We start from the raw sequence: 16,969 nt of genomic DNA, 5'->3' as shown, positions 1-16,969 counted from the left end.
GCTATAGTTTTTCAATGCCCTTCAATACTTTGAGGGCCTGGTAGTTAGTCAAATCGTGCATAGAAGGGACTACAGAAATGTAGTTGTTCTCCAATGCCCAGATATCGGTATCATCGCCCAGGTCTTCGTTCACAAACTTGCCGGTCAGCCAGTAATACTTCTGGCCGCGGGGGTCTTCTGCTTCTGTAAATTCTTCCACCCAGCGGGCATCAGCCTGCCGGCATACCCTCATGCCGTTGATCTCGTTGTGCTCCACCGCAGGGATATTGACGTTGAGCAGGCTGCCTTCTGCGAGGCCATGCTCGAGCACATATTCTGTAAGCTGTTTTACGAAAGGAAGGCAGTGCTCAAAGTTGGCATCATAGGCATAATCCAACAGGGAGAAGCCAATGGAAGGGATGCCTTCCAGCGAAGCCTCCATAGCTGCGGACAGGGTGCCCGAGTAGATGATGTTGATCGAGGCGTTAGACCCGTGGTTGATGCCAGATAAACAGATATCCGGCACCCGGTCTTTGAGGATGACATGCTTGGCCAGCTTTACACAGTCGACAGGCGTGCCCGAGCATTCGTAAGCCTCAACCCCTTCCAAGGCGGTGTGGTTGGGGTGCAAGCGGATAGGGCTGTTGATGGTGATGGCGTGCCCCATCCCGGATTGGGGGGAGTCTGGGGCGACTACCACAACCTCGCCAATCTGGCGGGCTACAGATACCAGCGCCCGTATGCCCGGTGCGGTAATGCCATCGTCATTGGTAACGAGAATAAGTGGTCTTTTCATGGGCGATGAATGAGTTGTCGTATTTGCTTCAGTGGCTCAAAGGTAGCAGCTCAGGCGGGCTGTAGGTAATTATGGGGAGCGTTAATTTGGCCAATTAGGATTCTTGGTGTGAAAGATACACGAAATGGCCATAATATCCCGGTCTGGTAAACCATGGCCCCGCCAGCCTGTTGTCTTTTCTTATTTCACCTTAAGAAAAGTATTTTAGCAGAGGCATGGTTCAATCATCCGCAAAAACAAAAAACAAAAGCATGTCCGGACACGGCAAAAAGGGCGTCCTGCTCGTCAACCTCGGCACTCCTGATGCCCCTACCCGGGGTGCAGTATACCGTTATCTCAAACAATTCCTCCTCGACCCCAGAGTGATCGATTACCCTTGGCTCCCTCGCAACCTCCTCGTCCGGGGCATCATTGCACCTTTCCGCAGCGGAAGCTCTTCTAAACTCTACAAAATGCTGTGGACAGAAAAAGGGTCTCCGCTGAAATTTTATGGTGAGGACGTACGCGATGGCGTTCAGGAAATCCTTGGGGACGATTATATCGTTGAGCTGGCTATGCGCTACCAAAACCCCTCCATCGGGCATGCGGTGCAGCGCCTAGAGGAGCAACAGGTGTCTGAGATCATCGTTTTCCCTATGTTCCCGCAGTATGCTTCTGCCACCACAGGGTCTGTTCACGAAGCTGTTATGCGCGAGCTGGCCGGGCGGCAGATCATCCCAGATGTCAAGCTGATCAACTCTTATTACAATCACCCGGACATGATCCGTATTTTTGCAGATAATGCCCGGCAATTTGACCTCGACAGCTACGACCACATCATCTTTTCGTACCACGGTCTGCCACAGCGGCAGCTGCGCAAGGGGGACCCCACGGGCTGCCATTGCACTAAAGTAGACAACTGCTGCCAGCAGATCTCTTCGGTCAATCAGTTCTGCTACTCTGCCCAGTGCCACGGCACTACTCAAGCCATTGCCGCTGAGCTGCAACTGAAAACGGAGCAGTATACTACGGCCTTCCAAAGCCGGCTGGGGCCTGAAGCCTGGGCTCAGCCTTACACGATCAAAGTCATCGAAGAGCTGGCAGAGCAGGGCGCCAAACGGCTGCTGGTCTTCAGCCCTGCTTTCGTGGCGGATTGCCTGGAGACCATCATTGAAATCGGGACGGAGTACCAAGAGGAGTTCGAAGAGATGGGGGGGGAGCATGTCGACCTCGTCCCCAGCCTGAACAATGATCCCCGATGGATAAAAATTGTCGCGGATATGGTACAGGCTTATGCCTGATCTTGAGCATAGCCTGAGCTGTCCGTTGCAGTGGGTTGAAGCCAAAGCCTCGGGGCGCAAACCAGGTTATCGTTTTTTGCTTGCCCCCTCCGCAAGGATAGGGGCCTGCCCCTGCCTGCGGGCAGGTGCCGCTATGCTCCGGGGCTCGCTATCCGCTCGGCCCTATCGGGCGTACCCCCCTGCGCAGCGCTAGGCCATGCCAGGCTAAAGCCCGAAAAGCTTAAGGTTTACGCCCAGCCGGAAAGGCCCTTTCCAGACAAAAAAAGGGTTGCAGCGATTGCCACAACCCCTGATTGGGTGCCACTGCCGGGAAACGGCAGTGGCAAGAGGTACAGTTTATCGGGCCACGAGCTTCAGTGATTGAGAAGCACCGTTAGGAAGGTCTATCTTTAAAAGGTACAGCCCAGAAGGGGCTTGCAGCGAAAGCTGTACAGGGTTCCACCCTTTAGCACATTCGTGCTGCCAACTGCGTATAGCCTGGCCTTGCAGATTGACAAGCGCAATTTGGGCGTTGCCCGGTATGTCGCTGTAAAACTGAAGGTTGGCAATGTCCTGCACGGGGTTGGGATAACAAAAAGCCGTATGTGCTTCTTCCGCTCCCCCCTTGCTTTCCAAGCTTCGGATAACCTGTAGGCCGTCTGTCTCATAGTGAGCAGTGCCGCTCCCATCTCTTAAAGCCATGCGGAAGCTCCGCCCAATGGGCTGTTCGCCTTTCCATACCTGAAGGGTGATCTCTTCGCCTGCTTTGAGCCCCTCTATGGCCTCTGTGGTGGAGGGGTCATCGCCCCAGGCTGTCAGCGCCAAATGGCTTCCACGGTAGATTTTGGAGCCGCACAGTGCCCCAGATTCGGAAAGCAGCGCGATACGGTCGCCGGGGGAGGCATGACGGGAAGCGACTTCTGAGGGCAAAACGAAGGTGGCATTGTGCCCGCTCTTTTGGCCGAGGCCAAGAGGGGCAGCCAAGGCCCTGTCTTCAATAATGCCTGGGGCAGTGCCTAAATTCGCTGTGCCCACGCCAGGCGCAAAATTTTCCGGTGAATACCGGAGGGTATCCGGGCTGGCCATCCGGATGTGGTAGCCCTGCCCAGGCATTAGCTCGCCGATGTCGTTGATGGCAAGCACCGGGATGTAGGTGTCCCCTCCGCTGTTTTTGGCAATGACCAAGCTAGGGAAGAGCCCGCCCAATTGTACATCAGCGGGAGAAGGCTGTCCGAGCAGGTAGGCTGAGATTTGCCAGCCCGGCACTAAAGGCAGTGGCGTATCTTCTGGCACCCTGCTCCCAGTTACAGAAAGCACCCGCTCTTGGGTCATCTTCACCTGGTAGCCTTTAAGGTTGTCAAACAGCCCGATGTCATTGATGTTGAAGGCTGGGATGAAGGAGTTCCCTGCTTCGTCTTTTACAATGATGATGTCATCGCTTACCGGGGCGAATATTGAAGGCAAGCTAAGGTCTTCTGGCATAACATAACTGGAAATGGTGTTCCAGTTTTCCCTAAGGATGATGTCCTGCGTTACGTCCAAAGTGACCGTAATGGTTTCGATCAGGCTGATGCCATCCGTGGCGAAGGTGTCGGTATGGGTGATGAGGAAGCCATCGGGCTGCGCATATTCTGCCGCAGCAGGGTAAGCTTCCTGCTCATTGGTCCGGTAGACCATGACCTGGAACATTTCGTTGGCGGAAAAACCGTCCTTCTCCGGGGTTTGTGCATCGTCTCCGTAAACGGTCACCACGGTATTGTTGAGCGGGTCCCATTGCCCTTGCCCGGCACATTTCAGGGTATCCCCATCAGCGAAGAAAAAGCCGATCCAGTCGTTGGTGTTCAAGAGCGCCCCATCTATGTCGCTAAACAAGCCAGTAGGCAGGATAACAGAGTGGTTGGCCCCTGTCTGATTGACAAACCACGGCTCGTTTTCTGCGAAAGCAGTCAGGCTGTCCAGCTTGCTGAGCCCGTCGATATTGAAACGGCCCTCGTGGGATATGACTGCGTCAACGGGCGCAAAGGCAGCCTCCGCCAGCAGGGTGTCCTGCTCGATGTTGCGGAATACGCGAAGGGTGAAAGGCTCCCCTTCGTCAAAACCTTCCTTCCCCGGGGTAGAGGTATCATCTCCATAGACTGTGATGGCGGTATTGGCGTTGCTGTCCCACCGGCCGGCGCCTGCACAGCGCAGAGTGCCGCTCAGGTCCGTATAGAAAAAGCCGATCCAGTCGAAGCCCTGCAAAGGCGCGCCATTGATGTTGGAGTAGAGCGTATCGGGCACCACTACGGTATGGGTGTTGTTGGAGGACGTATTGATGGGCCAGGGTGGGGTTAGGTTTTCTGGCGCTTGGTTCAGAGTGGCTATGGCCAAGAGGCTCCCCCCGGTAAATTCGAGTGTGCCTGTGCGGAGCTGCTCCGTGCTGTTGGTTTCATAACAGACTGTGACCGTGCCATTGCCCATCCCTGATGAAGGAGCAATGCTGTTGATCCAAGGCGCGTTGGTGCTGACCGTCCATGCGAGGTTGCTCATGACATCAAACGTGACGCAGTTGGCCAGGTAGTTGACGGTAAGGCTGCTGGGAGTTACATCGAGCACTTCATTGGCGACATCGCCAGCCTGTTCAAGCGTTACCGTTTGCGGGGGCAGCCCATTGGCTGTCAGGGTAATGCTGCCAGTGCGCGGTGTAGGGGCCGGGTTGGCCGTATAAGCCGCAGCGAGCGTGCCATTGCCGTTGCCGGAAAGGGGCTGTAGGGTGATCCAACTGTCGGCGGTAGACGCTTCCCAACTGGTATTGGAGCTGATGTTGTAGCTGGCCTGCCCCGCATCTGCGCTTACCTGCTGATTGGCAGGGGTGATGTTAAGAACGGGCGGAGCTGCGCCCGCCGCTTGGATAATGGTTGCGGTTTGTGAAGGCAGCCCAGGGCTGCTCAATGTGATGACGGCCGTTCGGCTACTGCTGCTGCTGTTGGCAGCATAGCTGACGGGCAGGCTGAAGTTGCCGCTGCCAGAAGCCTGCCCAACGGTAGCCCAAGCCTGATCGGAAGCGGCGGCCCAGGTGACATTTGAAGCGACCTGCAGCGCAGTCTGCCCGGCTGCTGCAGGCACCTGCTGTGTGGGCGGGCTGACGGACAGGGCCGCCGGGGCCCCTTCCTGCATCACCATGATAGTCTGGTCAGCAACGCCTGCCCCGGTGACGATGACGGCCACCTGACGGCTTTGCGTGCTGGCATTGGGCTGTGCAGAAAGCGTTATTGTGGCGCTGCCGTTGCCTGTTGCTGGGGCAAGGTTCATCCATGCAGCATTCTCGATGACCGTCCAGGAAGTATTTGCGGAGATGGAAAATTGCGCCTGGCCTCCGCCGAAGGGCAGCGTTATGGAGGCAGGCGCAACGGTCAAAAATAAAGGGTCTTCTACAATGACTTGGTAATCTTCTACCTCTCTTTCCCCATTGACGGAGCAGGGCTGGCTATAACTTGTAGGGCTCATGCTGATGCGCAGGCGGGTAGCGCCAGGGGTGGTGTTGCCAGGTATGGCAAGGCTCGCATTCAAGGTGCTGTTATTGCCGCCGCTGCCTTCAAAAATGAGCTCTCCACCGTCGTTGAAGTCGTTGTCTTGATTGCGGTCGATCCAGATTCGCCAGAACACATTCGAGGCTCCTTGCGTAGAGGCTGCCTTGAGGAAGGCCTGGTAGCTGCCGCCCGGCACAACGGTAGTGGTTTGGGCGGTAAAGTCGCCATAGCCGAAGTTGTTGCCAGATACATTGTCGATATTGCCTAATGCGATCCGGTCAATCCATGTAGTGGCCGAGCTGCCGTAAGCGTAGCAATAGGCAGCCCCACAGCCTGTAGTTGAGAAGGTGGCACTGCCAGAAAAACTGCTGAATGTGCCACCGCAATTGGCACGGGCCTGTACTTCATAATCGGTGCAAGGCTGCAAATTGTAAAGCGTGGTGCTATTGCTGCCCAGCAGGGTAGTGGCGATCCAGCTGAAACTGCCCACCTCCCGGTAGCGCAATTGGTATTCGTCGGCCTGAGCTGTGGCGCCCCAATCGGCTATGGCATAAGACACCCCTGCCTCCTGTACCGAGGGGGTGGGCGGTGCAGGACAGTTGATGCCTTCTATTTGTACGCTGTAGTCTTCTACGTCCATATTGCCGCCGGCCTGGCAGGCGGTAGGGAAGCCGTCTAAAGACATACTGGCCCGCATGCGGACGGTGCCAATGCTCGCAGTCTGCGGAATGGTTACAGCAGCTGAGGCCAGGCTGCCGCTGTTGGTCGTTGTGGTGACAACCAGCTCTCCCACGTCAGAGAAATCATTGTCGTTGTTGAAGTCAATCCAGACGCGCCAGAAGACCGGCACGGTCTGAATGTCGTCAGAATTTAGGCTGATAACATAGTTCTGCCCTTGAGTGACAGTAGCCGTCTGATTGGTGAAGTTGGCATAGCCGTATTCGTTACCAGAAGGGTAGTTGAGGCCGGCCAGGCTGATGTTGGAGATCCAAGCGGTTGTGCTGTTGCCATAGCTATAGCAGTAGGGGTCATTGCAGCCCTGTGTGTTCAGGGTATAAGTTGCGCTCCAGTTGCCGGGCAGGTCATTGCAGACCGATTGGACCTGCCATTCGTAGGTGCTGCATGGCATCAGGTTTTCTAAAATGTGGCGAGGGTTGTACACGGTTTCGGTGATCCAGTTGACCGCGCCAGCTGCCCGGTGGCGAACGTTGTAGATGACGTTGCCGTCAATCGGGGCCCACTGCTGGACTATGCTCGAATAGCCTGCTGCAGCCGTAGAGACGCCGACAGGGGGCGTGCAGGGCGTCACATAAGAAAATTCAAAGTCGAAGCCATCGGTAGACCAGCGGTTGTCCCATTCGAAGTAGTATCGGGTGCCTGCACTTACGTTGAAGGCGAGCTCGGCAGCAGCAGGGGCCCCATTGGGGCTGATGACGCAAGCGTCGTCGGAGGAAGCTAAGCTGTTGAGGGCCCCGCAGGAGCCTGTATACGCCCAAAGCCTGGTATTGACGCCGCCAAAGCAGCTGGAAATGGAGAGCGTCCCATTGGCAGGGGCGTCGAAGTAGAACCAGTCGGCTTGGCTGGCCCCGCCGGAACAATTCTGGCAGCCATTCCCTGAAGACGGCCCGTTGGCGGTATAGGTGCCGGAGGCGGTCAGCTCAATAGCCTCTGCACAGGTTTCGCCGGCCCCGGCTGGCGGGGGAGGGGAGGTAGAACAATTGAGGTTGTCCCGCCCGTTGGCAGCGAAGTAGTTCATGCGCGCATACTGCCCGGTAGTTAGGCTATTGCGGCACGACCCCGGCGCATAAGACATAATATTGGAGGGGTCTGGCTGAAAAACCTGCCCTTGAGAATCGGTCAGGCTGCCGGTATATTGGCAGTTGCTGTTGACTACATAGCCGGTGCAGCCTATCCCCAGCAAGCCGGGGTCGGCAGGGGTATCGCAAACATCGTCCCCCGCACTGGCACAATTGGAGCCATCCACTAGCTCATCGGTCAGTGAGCCGCAGTTGTTTTTGCCGTGGGTATGGTACAGCCCAAAGTAATGCCCCATTTCGTGGGTGAAAGTGTTGCCGCTGAACATGCAGGAGCGCTTTACCGCGATCAGGTCGCGCCCGCCCTGCGGGAGGTAGGCATAGCCGCAAAGCTGGCCAGATAAGTTGACGGTGAGGTTGCCGCCCGGGATAACGATGTTGATGACGTTTGCGACACCGTGCTGGCTGAAGAAGGCGGCTTCCTCTGAAGTGTCGAAATTGAAGTAGGTGTCGCTGTTGATCACGTTAACTGGGCCACAGTGCTGGAAGAATAGGTTGGCGTTGGAGAAATAATCGTTCAGCTCTGTAAGCGCAGCCTCGAATTGAGCTTCGGTAAGCCCGCCTGTGCCATCAGAGCGGTTGATCAGATGGACTTGTATGGGCTTGGTTTCGACTTCGCCAACCCCCGGCACAAAGCTTTCGCTAAAGGTCAGATAGCCTTCCTGAGCAGCAGTCATAAAGGACAAGGCCTCCGGGGTGGTTGTCGTGCCGCAGCCAAATTCATCATCCTGCCCCTGTGCCAATATCGGGGCCATCAATAGCGCCAATAGCGCAAACTGTACCAATCGGTTCATATATCCAATATTTTGCATGTGTGTTTTATCCAAAGCAGAACAGTGCACATTGGACGGGCATGGACAAGGAGGGGGAGGGCTTAGCAGCGGCTACAGGATAGCCTTTGCGCCAGATGGTACATGCTTCGTTTGTTGTGTCTATTCTGTGTTTGAGCAGCTATGGTTTTAAACATAGCATGGCAATAGCCAATCAGCTTTGCCGGATTTTCAGGTTCCTAGTGTGATGTTCGTGTGGTGTGGAGCTTATCTCATGTTGCCAATCCGGGAGGGTCGACCCGTTTTGCAATTTGACAATCAGCTTTTGGGAAGTGCCTGGCAGCCTGCGCTTTGAAAAATAAGCAAGCCGCGTTTCGGGCAGGTGGATGGTTTTCGCATGCTGCACCGCCAAAGGGGCAACAGGCCTAACTTAGGAGTAAATATAGAAGAAAAATTAAAATGTAATACGTTTTTAGGAGGATAGGGTTGCAGTACGGAGCAGCTTTTTTAGAGAATTTCCTAGATTGCAACCTAAGTGCTGCCCAAGTGTTGGGCATGTCGGCACAGTGGATGAAAACAAACCAGGGAAAGATGAATGCAAAGCAGTATTACCGTAAATGGCTGTTGAGAGCCCCTTTGGGGCTTGTACTGATTGGTTTTGGCGCCTGCCTTATAGCTGAATCGGCTATGGTAAAATTTGCGGGCGCCCCTTGGCAAAGCTGGGTACCCTATGGCACCCTTGCGCTGGTGGCCCTGAATACTGGGGTCAGTATTTTCGGGGATGCTGTCCTGCAGCGGGCCCGGTACGAGCGGGCTATAGAAAAGGAGGAAAAGCAGCGTGTATGAATTTTTGCAGCCAATGCGGTTCTGCAGCGCTCTCGTTTGAGGTGCCCCGGGGAGACAACCGCTCCCGCTATGTTTGTGGCCATTGCGGGACCGTGCATTATACCAACCCGAAGATCGTCACGGGCTGCCTTCCGTTATGGGATGGCAAAGTCTTGTTGGCTAGGCGTTCTATAGCCCCAAGGTATGGCTTTTGGAACGTCCCTAGTGGTTATATGGAAAATGGAGAGACTGTCGAAGAGGGGGCCTGCCGGGAGGTCCGGGAGGAAGTTGAGGCAAGTGTCACGAACATCCGTTTGCACACCTTATATAGCCTGCCCCATATCAACCAGGTATACATCCATTTTTTGGGCGACCTGAAAGGGCCCGGGGCGTTTGGCGTGGGGGAGGAGAGCCTTGAAGCCCGCCTTTTTGCGGAAGAAGATGTCCCTTGGGAAGAGATTGCGTTCACTTCGTCGACCTTTTCCCTAAGGCGGTTTTTCGAAGACCAAAAAAAGGGGCAGGCACAAGTACACATTGGGCAATTGCTCCCGCCTGGTCAGAAATAGCCCCCGTGAAAACCTAGGGGGAGGATACTTGCGGCGCTTTCCAGCTCTATCACGGGCCCCTCCATGCCCATAAGCAGGAGGCGCACTGGCGATTGTTGCCTGGACTCTGTCTCGCACAAAGCCTGCCTACAGGAGCCGCAGGGGGCCGCAGGCTGGTTCAGTACCCGCTTAGGGTTTTTGATGGTAATGGCCATAGCTTGCATCTGTGCTTGAGGGTACTGCATGGTGGCATTGCCGAGCGCTACCCGTTCCGCGCAGAGGCACATGGGGTAGGCTGCGTTTTCTTGGTTGGCCCCGCAGACGATCGCGCCATTTGAAAGCCTTGCGGCAGCCCCTACGAAGAAGTCTGAATAGGGCGCATAGGCTTTTTCTAGTGCCAAGCGGGCATGCTGTATGAGCTCTTGGTCGTCTGCATCCATTTCTTGCCAGCCCTTGTACAGCAGATAATTGGTCTTGATCTGGCGTTCTTCCATGTTATCAGGTTCATTTTGCAGGGCAGGGCCCGCTTGGTTAAGAGAGCGTGCTGGGGCTTTAGTAATCAGTCTGTCCCGCTAGACAGCGGGACACTTTTTCGCTTATGCTTCGCCCCGAAACTTTGGCTAAACTCCGGTTTTCGGGTCTCGTTTAATCAAAAAATTGCTAGTTCTCGGCTAGAAGGCCAAAACCCCAACACGCTTTAAGTCTTTTGCTTTTTGCCCTCCTGCGTTTAAAAGCTTTCAACAACTCCTTATATTGCGGCGGTCAGAGGTAGTGCCTGTTTACCGCTTGGGCTGTTCAGCTGTTGCTTCCGCTTTCTCTCGAAAAGGAGGTGGAACGGGCAGCAACTGAATGATAAAAGCTGGGCAAATTAGGAAATATACAGAAAAAACCAACCATGAATAACATCCTCATTATCGGTGCCGGCCGCTCAGCTGGCGCCTGCATCAATTATGTATTGGGCCAGGCAGAGCAGAAAGGCTGGTTCGTCACTGTGGCAGATGCAGACCCGCAGCTGGCAGAGTCCCGCGTGAAAGGCCGCCCGAATGGCCGGCCGGCCTGGCTGGATGTCAATAAAGTAAATGACCGGAGAGAGCTGATCGGGAGGGCTGATGTCGTGGTTTCTCTATTGCCGGCACACCTTCACTTGGAGGTGGCACACGATTGCATTAAACTGAAAAAGCACCTGATCACCGCTTCCTATGTTTCCCAAGAGCTTTACCGTTTGGGGGACGAAGCTCGGGACCGGGAGCTGATCTTCATGGGGGAGATGGGGCTTGACCCCGGCATTGATCACATGTCGGCTATGCGCCACATCAATAGCATCAAGGCAAAAGGCGGCAAAATCACGGCTTTCCGGTCCTATACTGGTGGCCTGATCGCTCCGGAAAGCGATGACAACCCCTGGCACTATAAATTTACTTGGAACCCTCGCAATGTTGTCTTGGCCGGGCAGGGCACCGCCCAATACCTCGAAAACGGGAAGTACAAGTATATCCCCTACAACCGCTTGTTCAAAGACTACCGGAAGATTGAAATCCCAGGTATGGGCGAGTACGAAGCTTATGCCAACCGCGATTCCCTCCTCTACCGGGATGTGTATGGGCTGGCGGATATCCCCAATATCCTCAGGGGGACTATCCGGCACAGCGGGTTTTGCGAGGCTTGGCATGCGCTGGTCAAGATCGGCCTTACCGACGGCTCTTACCCCATCTTGGAAAGCCGGGACATTTCCTACCACGAGTTCATGGAGGGCTACCTAAACCCTGTAAATGCTTCCGGTTCGGTCAAAGACCGCATCGCCGCCCTGCTCAATGTGCCTTCGGACGGCGAGGTCATGAAAAAGCTGGATTGGCTGGGGCTTTTCCGTAAGAAAAAGATAGGCTTGGACAACGCCACCCCTGCCCTCATCCTAGAGCAGCTGCTGCTGGATAAGTGGAAGCTCAAAGCGCGGGACCGTGATATGATCATCATGCAGCACGAGTTTGAGTACGAGCTGGAAGGCCGGCAGCAGGAACTGACATCCACGCTGGTCATGAAAGGCAAGGACGCACAGGATACCGCTATGGCCAAATTGGTGGGCTTGCCGCTGGGCATTTTTGTCAAGCTGGTCATGGAAGGCCGCATCAAATCTAAGGGGGTCAACATACCCGTCATCCCGGAGGTATACGAGCCGGTCCTCGAGGAGCTTGAATCTTACGGGGTGGTCTTTGAAGACCACGAAAGAGCATTGTAATTGAAGGCGCTGAGCCAGCTGCTGGGCCCGTTAGACCCTGCGCGGGCGTATCAGGCTGCGGTGATAGCGAGGCAGGGCGCCCACTTGGCTGCTGCTCTGCTGCTGGCCAACAGTTGGTTCAGCCCTGCCCAGGTTGGGCATTATGAGCAGTGGCTTTTCCTGGGCTATCTGCTCACTTCTTTTTGGGCGACTGGCGCGCTTCAGGGCTTCCTCACTTTCTTTCCAAGCCTGGGCCGTTCTGCACAACAGCGGATGGCCTGGACAGCCTGCGGGGTGCTGTTTGCCGGTGCCTTTGCGGTATCGGGCGTTTTTTGGGCTTTCAAGGGCCAGCTGCTGCCCCTTTTTACCGGAACTAAGGAGGTGCCCGGCTTGGGCTTGTACCTGCTTGCTCTCTGTCTCAACCTGTCGGGCTTTCTGCTCGAGCACCTGCTTTTGGTATTTCGGCGCAGCCGTATGCTGTTGGGACAGAGCCTGCTGTTTGCGGCGGGGCATTTGTTGGCGGTAGCATGGGGGAGCTGGTACGCCCCCGCACTTAGCCATTTGGCAGTGGCTTTGGTGCTGACGGGGGGCTGCAAGCTGGCCATGCTGGGCGTTGTGCTTGCGAGGGAAGCCGGCTGGCCCTGTTTTGAAGGGCGTTTGGCCCGCAAGTGGCTGAGCTATGCTTTCCCGCTTATGGGCTATGCACTGATTGGTGCCCTCAGCCTTTCATTCGACAGCTGGCTGGTAGGGTGGCACTACGAAGGCGACGCCCGTACGTTCGCGGTTTTCCGCTATGGGGCAAGAGAGCTGCCCCTGGCATTGGCTTTGGCCGGGGCGTTTGGCACAGCAGTATTGCCGCTTTTATCTGAAGACCTGGGCAAGGGGCTGGCAGCGATGAAATCTCGAGCTGTCCGCTTGTTCCATCTGTTGTTCCCCTTTTCCATTGCACTGTTATTGAGCAGTGGTCACTGGTTCCCTTTGCTGTTCGGCGAGGAATTCCGCGAGAGCGTGCCCTTGTTCAATATCTTCCTATTGGTGCTGGTCAGCAGGCTGCTGTTCCCGCGTACGGTATTGATGGCATTAGGGGCCAACCGGGCGGTGTTTTGGCTGGGGTTTTTGGAGCTGGGGCTCAACGTTTTTTTAGGTTTTTGGTGGGTGCAATGGCTGGGGCTGGCCGGGGTAGCTTGGGCAACTGTCGCTGCCTACACCGTAGATAAACTGCTGATGTGCGCTTACCTGAAAGCCCGGTTCGGCATTTCGTGGCGTGCTTACACTCCGACGCGCCATTTTGCAGTGTACACTACCCTCATGTTAGGTGCCTACGCGGTGACAGCCTGCTTGGGCAGCTGATCAGGCCAATATGGGGCACGGCTTTTGGGGTAGCGGGCTTGCGCAGGGCACGGTGAACAGCTGTGTGCTCGGTGCCCCTGAGGCGAATTGCATACAGAGGCACCGAGGCAAAGCAAAACACGGTGGCGGGCTGTGGTATCTGCCTGCTCCATTTTAAGATGCCGTGACACCTAAGCAGCCAACGTGCACCATCCCAAATGTTACGGTTTTTAGCTCCAGGATGGCATCGGCCTAGCGCTGCGGAGGGGTATACAGCCCGTTAGGGCCGAGCGGGCAGCGAGCCCCGTAGCATAGCGGCACCTGCCGTTGGGCAGGGCCCACCCTTGCGGCAGGTGCAGGCCCCCTCCGTAGGTGCAGGCCCAAAAACGGCAATTGGGTTTGTGCCCAAACCAGCCATTAATACCCCGCAGCGTGCCCATCCTTCCTCGATTCGGACGCACCGTAGTACACTTTCTTTTCAGCATCGTACAGGATAGCCTGGTAACCACCGTAAATGCCATTGGCAAAGCCAACTTGATGCCCCATCCTCATCAATTGCCTGATGGTTTCATAAGGCAGGCCGCTCTCAAGGTGTACTTCGCCCCGGCTTTCATCTGTCTGCCCGGTAGGCGAGGAACCGCCGCTGTGGTCGATCCGCGGTGCATCCCCGGCTTCCTGCAGGCTCATTCCAAAGTCGATCATATTGATAATGATCTGTGCATGCCCCTGTGGCTGAAAGTCGCCGCCCATCACCCCGAAGCTTAGGAACGGCTTGCCATCTTTGGTCACAAAAGCAGGGATGATGGTATGGAAGGGGCGTTTGCCCGGCTCATAGGTGTTAGCCTGCCCTTCCTGAAGGGAAAACAGCTCTCCGCGGTCTTGCAGCATAAACCCAAGCCCGGGCGGCACCATGCCAGAGCCCATGCCCCGGTAGTTGCTCTGTATCAGGGAGATCATATTGCCAAACTGATCGGCCACGGTCAGGTAGATGGTCTCGCCAGCACTGATTTCCCCGGCGCTGTAGCGGCCTGCGTAGTTGGGATTGATGAGCGCCCTGCGGGCTGCCGCATACTCCTTTGACAACAGGGTGTCAAGCGGCACGTCGTAGAAGTCCATATCTGCGTAGTACCGTGCACGGTCCTCGAAGGCCACTTTCTTCGCTTCCACAAAGTGGTGGATGTATTCCGGGCTGCCAAAGCCCATGCTTTTGAGGTCATACCCTTCGAGCAGGTTGAGCAGCTGCAGTGCGGCAATGCCCTGGCCATTCGGCGGAAGCTCCCATACATCATAGCCCCGGTAATTGACCGAAACCGGCTCTACCCACTCCGACCGGTGTGCCGCCAGGTCGTCATAAGAAAGGAAGCCTCCCTGCTCCTGAATGAAATCAGCGATCACCCGGGCAATTTCTCCCTTGTAAAATGCGTCCCGCCCGCCAGCAGCTAGGGCTTTGTAGGTATTGGCCAGCGCTGGGTTTTTGAATATATCCCCTTTTTGTGGCGGGTTGGCCCCATCAATAGTGTACGTCTCTGCCACATTGGGGAAGCCCTGACGTATATAGTAGGGTACCGAGCGCCCCAAATAATAAGCGATCAGCTCCGTTACGGGGAAGCCCTGCTCTGCATAAGCTATGGCCGGCTGCAGCACTTCCTTCATCGGCAGCTTCCCGAATTTCCCGTGCAGCTCAAACCAGCCATCAACTGCGCCGGGCACGCTGACGGGCAAAGGGCCAAGGGCTGGTATTTTATCCATCCCTTCCTTTTTGAAATAATCAAGGGTGAGCGACTTGGGCGACCGCCCACTGCCATTGAGCCCGTAAAGCTGCCCGCTTCCGGCATCCCAAACGATGGCGAACAAGTCTCCTCCAACCCCACAACCCGTGGGCTCCATCAGGCCGAGGGTAGCGTTGGCGGCGATAGCAGCATCGATCGCACTGCCCCCAGCTTTGAGGATGTCTAGCGCAACTTGCGTGGCCAAAGGGTGTGAAGTACAGGCCATCCCGTTCTGTGCAATGACCTCCGAACGCGTGGCAAAAGCCCTGCCGGTGACCCGGTCCTGAGCTTGCAGCGGTGCCATGGTAATGGAAAAAAACAAGAGCAGAAAAATGCATTGTCGTTTCATACTTGTCCAAAATTTAAACTTGAGGTGTCAAGGATTTATGGCTTGAGGCACTAGTGCGGCTAGCCCAGATTTTTTGCCCTGCAAGCCCTCGTCTGTGCAGCGATTTAACCCAGTGGCTTTGGGGCCTGCCCCTGCCGTAAGGCAGGTGCCGCTATGCTTCGGGGCTCGCTCTTCGCTCGGCCCTAGCGGGCGTATCCCCCCTGCGCAGCGCTAGGCCAGCAACATGCTGCAGTTATAAAGCCAAGTTCAGCCCGTTAGCCGAACTGGTAACCGTTTAGAAAGTCGCGGACGTTCATGCGCTTGCGCCCCGACAGCTGAAGCTCATCGAGGTAGTAATACCCATCTTTAGCGGCTATGCGGATGAAGGCCTGATTGTCGGACTCAAATGTGCCTGGGGCAAGCTGATGCGCAGCGGCTTCCGGCCTGCCCCGCATGACTTTAAGGGTTTTGCCATCTAAAGTAGTCCACGCAGCAGGGAAAGGGCTGAGCCCTCGCACAAAATCATGTACTTCCTTCGTGGTAAGGCTAAAGTCGATTTCGCAGGTTGCTTTAAAAATTTTGGGGGCCATTGTGGCCTGTGCGCCATCCTGTTTAGCCAACTGATAATCGCCCGTTTCTATAGCTTTTACGGTTTTGAGCACAAGGGAGGCTCCGAGGTGCATCATGCGGTCGTGCACTTCGCCTGCAGTTTCATCGGGCCCAATGGGCATGCGGGCTTGGAAAAGGACATCGCCGGTATCAATTTCATGCTTGATGAAAAAAGTAGTCACGCCCGTTTCTGTATCCCCGTTGATGACGGCCCAGTTGATAGGGGCTGCGCCCCGGTAGCGGGGCAATAGGGAGCCATGTAGGTTGAACGTGCCCTTGGGCGGCATATCCCAAACGGCTTCAGGCAGCATCCGGAAAGCGACTACGACCTGCAGGTCGGCTTTCAGGGCACGGAGGGCCTCAATGAAATCAGGGCTTTTCAGGTTGGAAGGCTGCAGCACCTTCAGCCCTTTTTCTAGAGCATACTTTTTCACGGGCGGCTGCAGCAGTTGTTTTTTGCCTCTGCCCCCCAGTTTGTCCGTGGCGGTCACTACGCCCACTATATCATAGCCGTTTTGCAATAAGATGTCCAAAGCAGGCACTGCGAAATCTGGAGTACCCATAAATACAATGCGTAGACTCATAAAAGCTAAGTTGGTTGTTCGTGGTTTTTGCGCCTAATCCCTTAAATTGCCCGGTAAGTTACCGGAAAACAACAGGACTTGAAAAAATGGGGGGCCAGAACATCCGATTTTTCAGCCTGGCAAATTGAGGATCATGAGCAAGATAGTTTTGTACTTGGGCATTCTAACAATAGGTGCGCCCTTGTTGTTCCAGCCGGGCTCTACTGCCCACAGCGCACCCATGCGCCTGCTTTATCTGGACACCCTGCCGCTTGGCGATCAGGGGTTTGGGGAGGAGGAAGAGATAGCACCTTCACGGCCTGCCGCCCCGAAGCCTCCGAAGGCTAGGGTCATTCCTGTCAGGCCGGTTCGGGTGGATAGCACTGCCTTTGGCGCCCAAGGCCTCCCCAATGGCTTCACGGGCTACCGGATACAGGTGTTGCGCATCGGGCGGCAGCTGCCTGCCGGGCACTCCCTTTTTGCACAGCACGGGCAAGTCGTGGAAGAGAAGCTGCCCGGGGGCGAATGGGCTTATACACTGGGCCGTTTTGCCGAACGAGCGGACGCACTGTCATTTTTCAAACAATTTCTTCAGGCGGCCTATCCGGAAGGGGAGGTCATCAAATACGAGAACGGGGCCCGGGCGGGGCGTCCATAAGCAG

11 protein-coding genes are annotated in these 16,969 nt (G+C 55.8%); 6 read left to right on the top strand and 5 right to left on the bottom strand.

Features of this window, described 5'->3' with window-relative positions:
* Position 1: 1 nt before the first annotated feature.
* Positions 2–775 carry a 5'/3'-nucleotidase SurE gene (surE, locus tag FRY97_RS08680; RefSeq protein WP_147167059.1) on the bottom strand — a complete coding sequence of 258 codons (774 nt, stop codon included), beginning with the start codon at positions 773–775 and terminating at the stop codon, positions 2–4.
* Positions 776–1,026: 251 nt separating this feature from the next.
* On the opposite strand from surE, the gene hemH reads away from it, so the two are divergent.
* On the top strand, positions 1,027–2,055 hold the full coding sequence (gene hemH, locus FRY97_RS08675) for a ferrochelatase (RefSeq protein ID WP_147167058.1): 1,029 nt from the start codon (positions 1,027–1,029) through the stop codon (positions 2,053–2,055).
* 336 nt (positions 2,056–2,391) lie between these two features.
* On the opposite strand, the gene FRY97_RS08670 is transcribed toward hemH, so the two are convergent.
* Positions 2,392–8,151: a GEVED domain-containing protein gene (locus FRY97_RS08670; RefSeq protein ID WP_170254552.1), complete on the bottom strand. Its 5,760-nt coding sequence runs from the start codon at positions 8,149–8,151 to the stop codon at positions 2,392–2,394.
* 567 nt (positions 8,152–8,718) lie between these two features.
* Between FRY97_RS08670 and FRY97_RS08665 the strand changes: the two genes are divergently transcribed.
* Together FRY97_RS08665 and FRY97_RS08660 are read left to right on the top strand one after the other, a co-directional pair.
* Complete coding sequence (locus tag FRY97_RS08665; protein WP_147167056.1) at positions 8,719–8,973, top strand: hypothetical protein; 255 nt, start codon at positions 8,719–8,721, stop codon at positions 8,971–8,973.
* Positions 8,970–9,518, top strand: a complete 549-nt coding sequence (locus tag FRY97_RS08660; RefSeq protein WP_147167055.1) for an NUDIX hydrolase — start codon at positions 8,970–8,972, stop codon at positions 9,516–9,518. Before FRY97_RS08665 ends, FRY97_RS08660 begins: the two co-directional genes overlap by 4 nt.
* Here the strand turns inward: FRY97_RS08660 and FRY97_RS08655 are convergent.
* Positions 9,509–9,991, bottom strand: coding sequence for a cytidine deaminase (locus tag FRY97_RS08655; protein WP_147167054.1), 483 nt, complete (start codon positions 9,989–9,991; stop codon positions 9,509–9,511). The two genes, FRY97_RS08660 and FRY97_RS08655, sit on opposite strands and share 10 nt — an antisense overlap.
* A gap of 401 nt (positions 9,992–10,392) precedes the next feature.
* On the opposite strand from FRY97_RS08655, the gene FRY97_RS08650 reads away from it, so the two are divergent.
* Together FRY97_RS08650 and FRY97_RS08645 are read left to right on the top strand one after the other, a co-directional pair.
* Positions 10,393–11,730 carry a saccharopine dehydrogenase C-terminal domain-containing protein gene (locus tag FRY97_RS08650; RefSeq protein ID WP_147167053.1) on the top strand — a complete coding sequence of 446 codons (1,338 nt, stop codon included), beginning with the start codon at positions 10,393–10,395 and terminating at the stop codon, positions 11,728–11,730.
* A complete protein-coding gene (locus tag FRY97_RS08645) occupies positions 11,731–13,059 on the top strand; it encodes a lipopolysaccharide biosynthesis protein (protein WP_147167052.1) in 1,329 nt (442 codons plus the stop codon).
* A 396-nt stretch (positions 13,060–13,455) separates the two neighbouring features.
* Here the strand turns inward: FRY97_RS08645 and ggt are convergent, their stop codons facing one another.
* Positions 13,456–15,156, bottom strand: coding sequence for a gamma-glutamyltransferase (ggt, locus tag FRY97_RS08640; protein ID WP_147167051.1), 1,701 nt, complete (start codon positions 15,154–15,156; stop codon positions 13,456–13,458).
* A gap of 254 nt (positions 15,157–15,410) precedes the next feature.
* Positions 15,411–16,328 carry a methionyl-tRNA formyltransferase gene (gene fmt / locus FRY97_RS08635; RefSeq protein WP_246141633.1) on the bottom strand — a complete coding sequence of 306 codons (918 nt, stop codon included), beginning with the start codon at positions 16,326–16,328 and terminating at the stop codon, positions 15,411–15,413.
* A gap of 133 nt (positions 16,329–16,461) precedes the next feature.
* Here fmt and FRY97_RS08630 point away from each other — a divergent pair, with 133 nt between their 5' ends.
* Positions 16,462–16,965, top strand: a complete 504-nt coding sequence (locus tag FRY97_RS08630; protein WP_147167050.1) for a hypothetical protein — start codon at positions 16,462–16,464, stop codon at positions 16,963–16,965.
* Positions 16,966–16,969: the final 4 nt, after the last annotated feature.

Source organism: Phaeodactylibacter luteus, from assembly GCF_007993045.1.
Lineage (GTDB): Bacteria > Bacteroidota > Bacteroidia > Chitinophagales > Saprospiraceae > Phaeodactylibacter > Phaeodactylibacter luteus.
This window is presented reverse-complemented; position numbering and strand designations above follow the sequence as displayed.

Excerpts from the sequence above, each read along its gene's own strand:
- surE (WP_147167059.1), bottom strand. The coding sequence starts at position 775 with ATGAAAAGACCACTTATTCTCGTTACCAATGACGATGGCATTACCGCA.
- hemH (WP_147167058.1), top strand. The coding sequence starts at position 1,027 with ATGTCCGGACACGGCAAAAAGGGCGTCCTGCTCGTCAACCTCGGCACT.
- FRY97_RS08670 (WP_170254552.1), bottom strand. The coding sequence starts at position 8,151 with ATGAACCGATTGGTACAGTTTGCGCTATTGGCGCTATTGATGGCCCCG.
- FRY97_RS08665 (WP_147167056.1), top strand. The coding sequence starts at position 8,719 with ATGAATGCAAAGCAGTATTACCGTAAATGGCTGTTGAGAGCCCCTTTG.
- FRY97_RS08660 (WP_147167055.1), top strand. The coding sequence starts at position 8,970 with ATGAATTTTTGCAGCCAATGCGGTTCTGCAGCGCTCTCGTTTGAGGTG.
- FRY97_RS08655 (WP_147167054.1), bottom strand. The coding sequence starts at position 9,991 with ATGGAAGAACGCCAGATCAAGACCAATTATCTGCTGTACAAGGGCTGG.
- FRY97_RS08650 (WP_147167053.1), top strand. The coding sequence starts at position 10,393 with ATGAATAACATCCTCATTATCGGTGCCGGCCGCTCAGCTGGCGCCTGC.
- ggt (WP_147167051.1), bottom strand. The coding sequence starts at position 15,156 with ATGAAACGACAATGCATTTTTCTGCTCTTGTTTTTTTCCATTACCATG.
- fmt (WP_246141633.1), bottom strand. The coding sequence starts at position 16,328 with ATGAGTCTACGCATTGTATTTATGGGTACTCCAGATTTCGCAGTGCCT.
- FRY97_RS08630 (WP_147167050.1), top strand. The coding sequence starts at position 16,462 with ATGAGCAAGATAGTTTTGTACTTGGGCATTCTAACAATAGGTGCGCCC.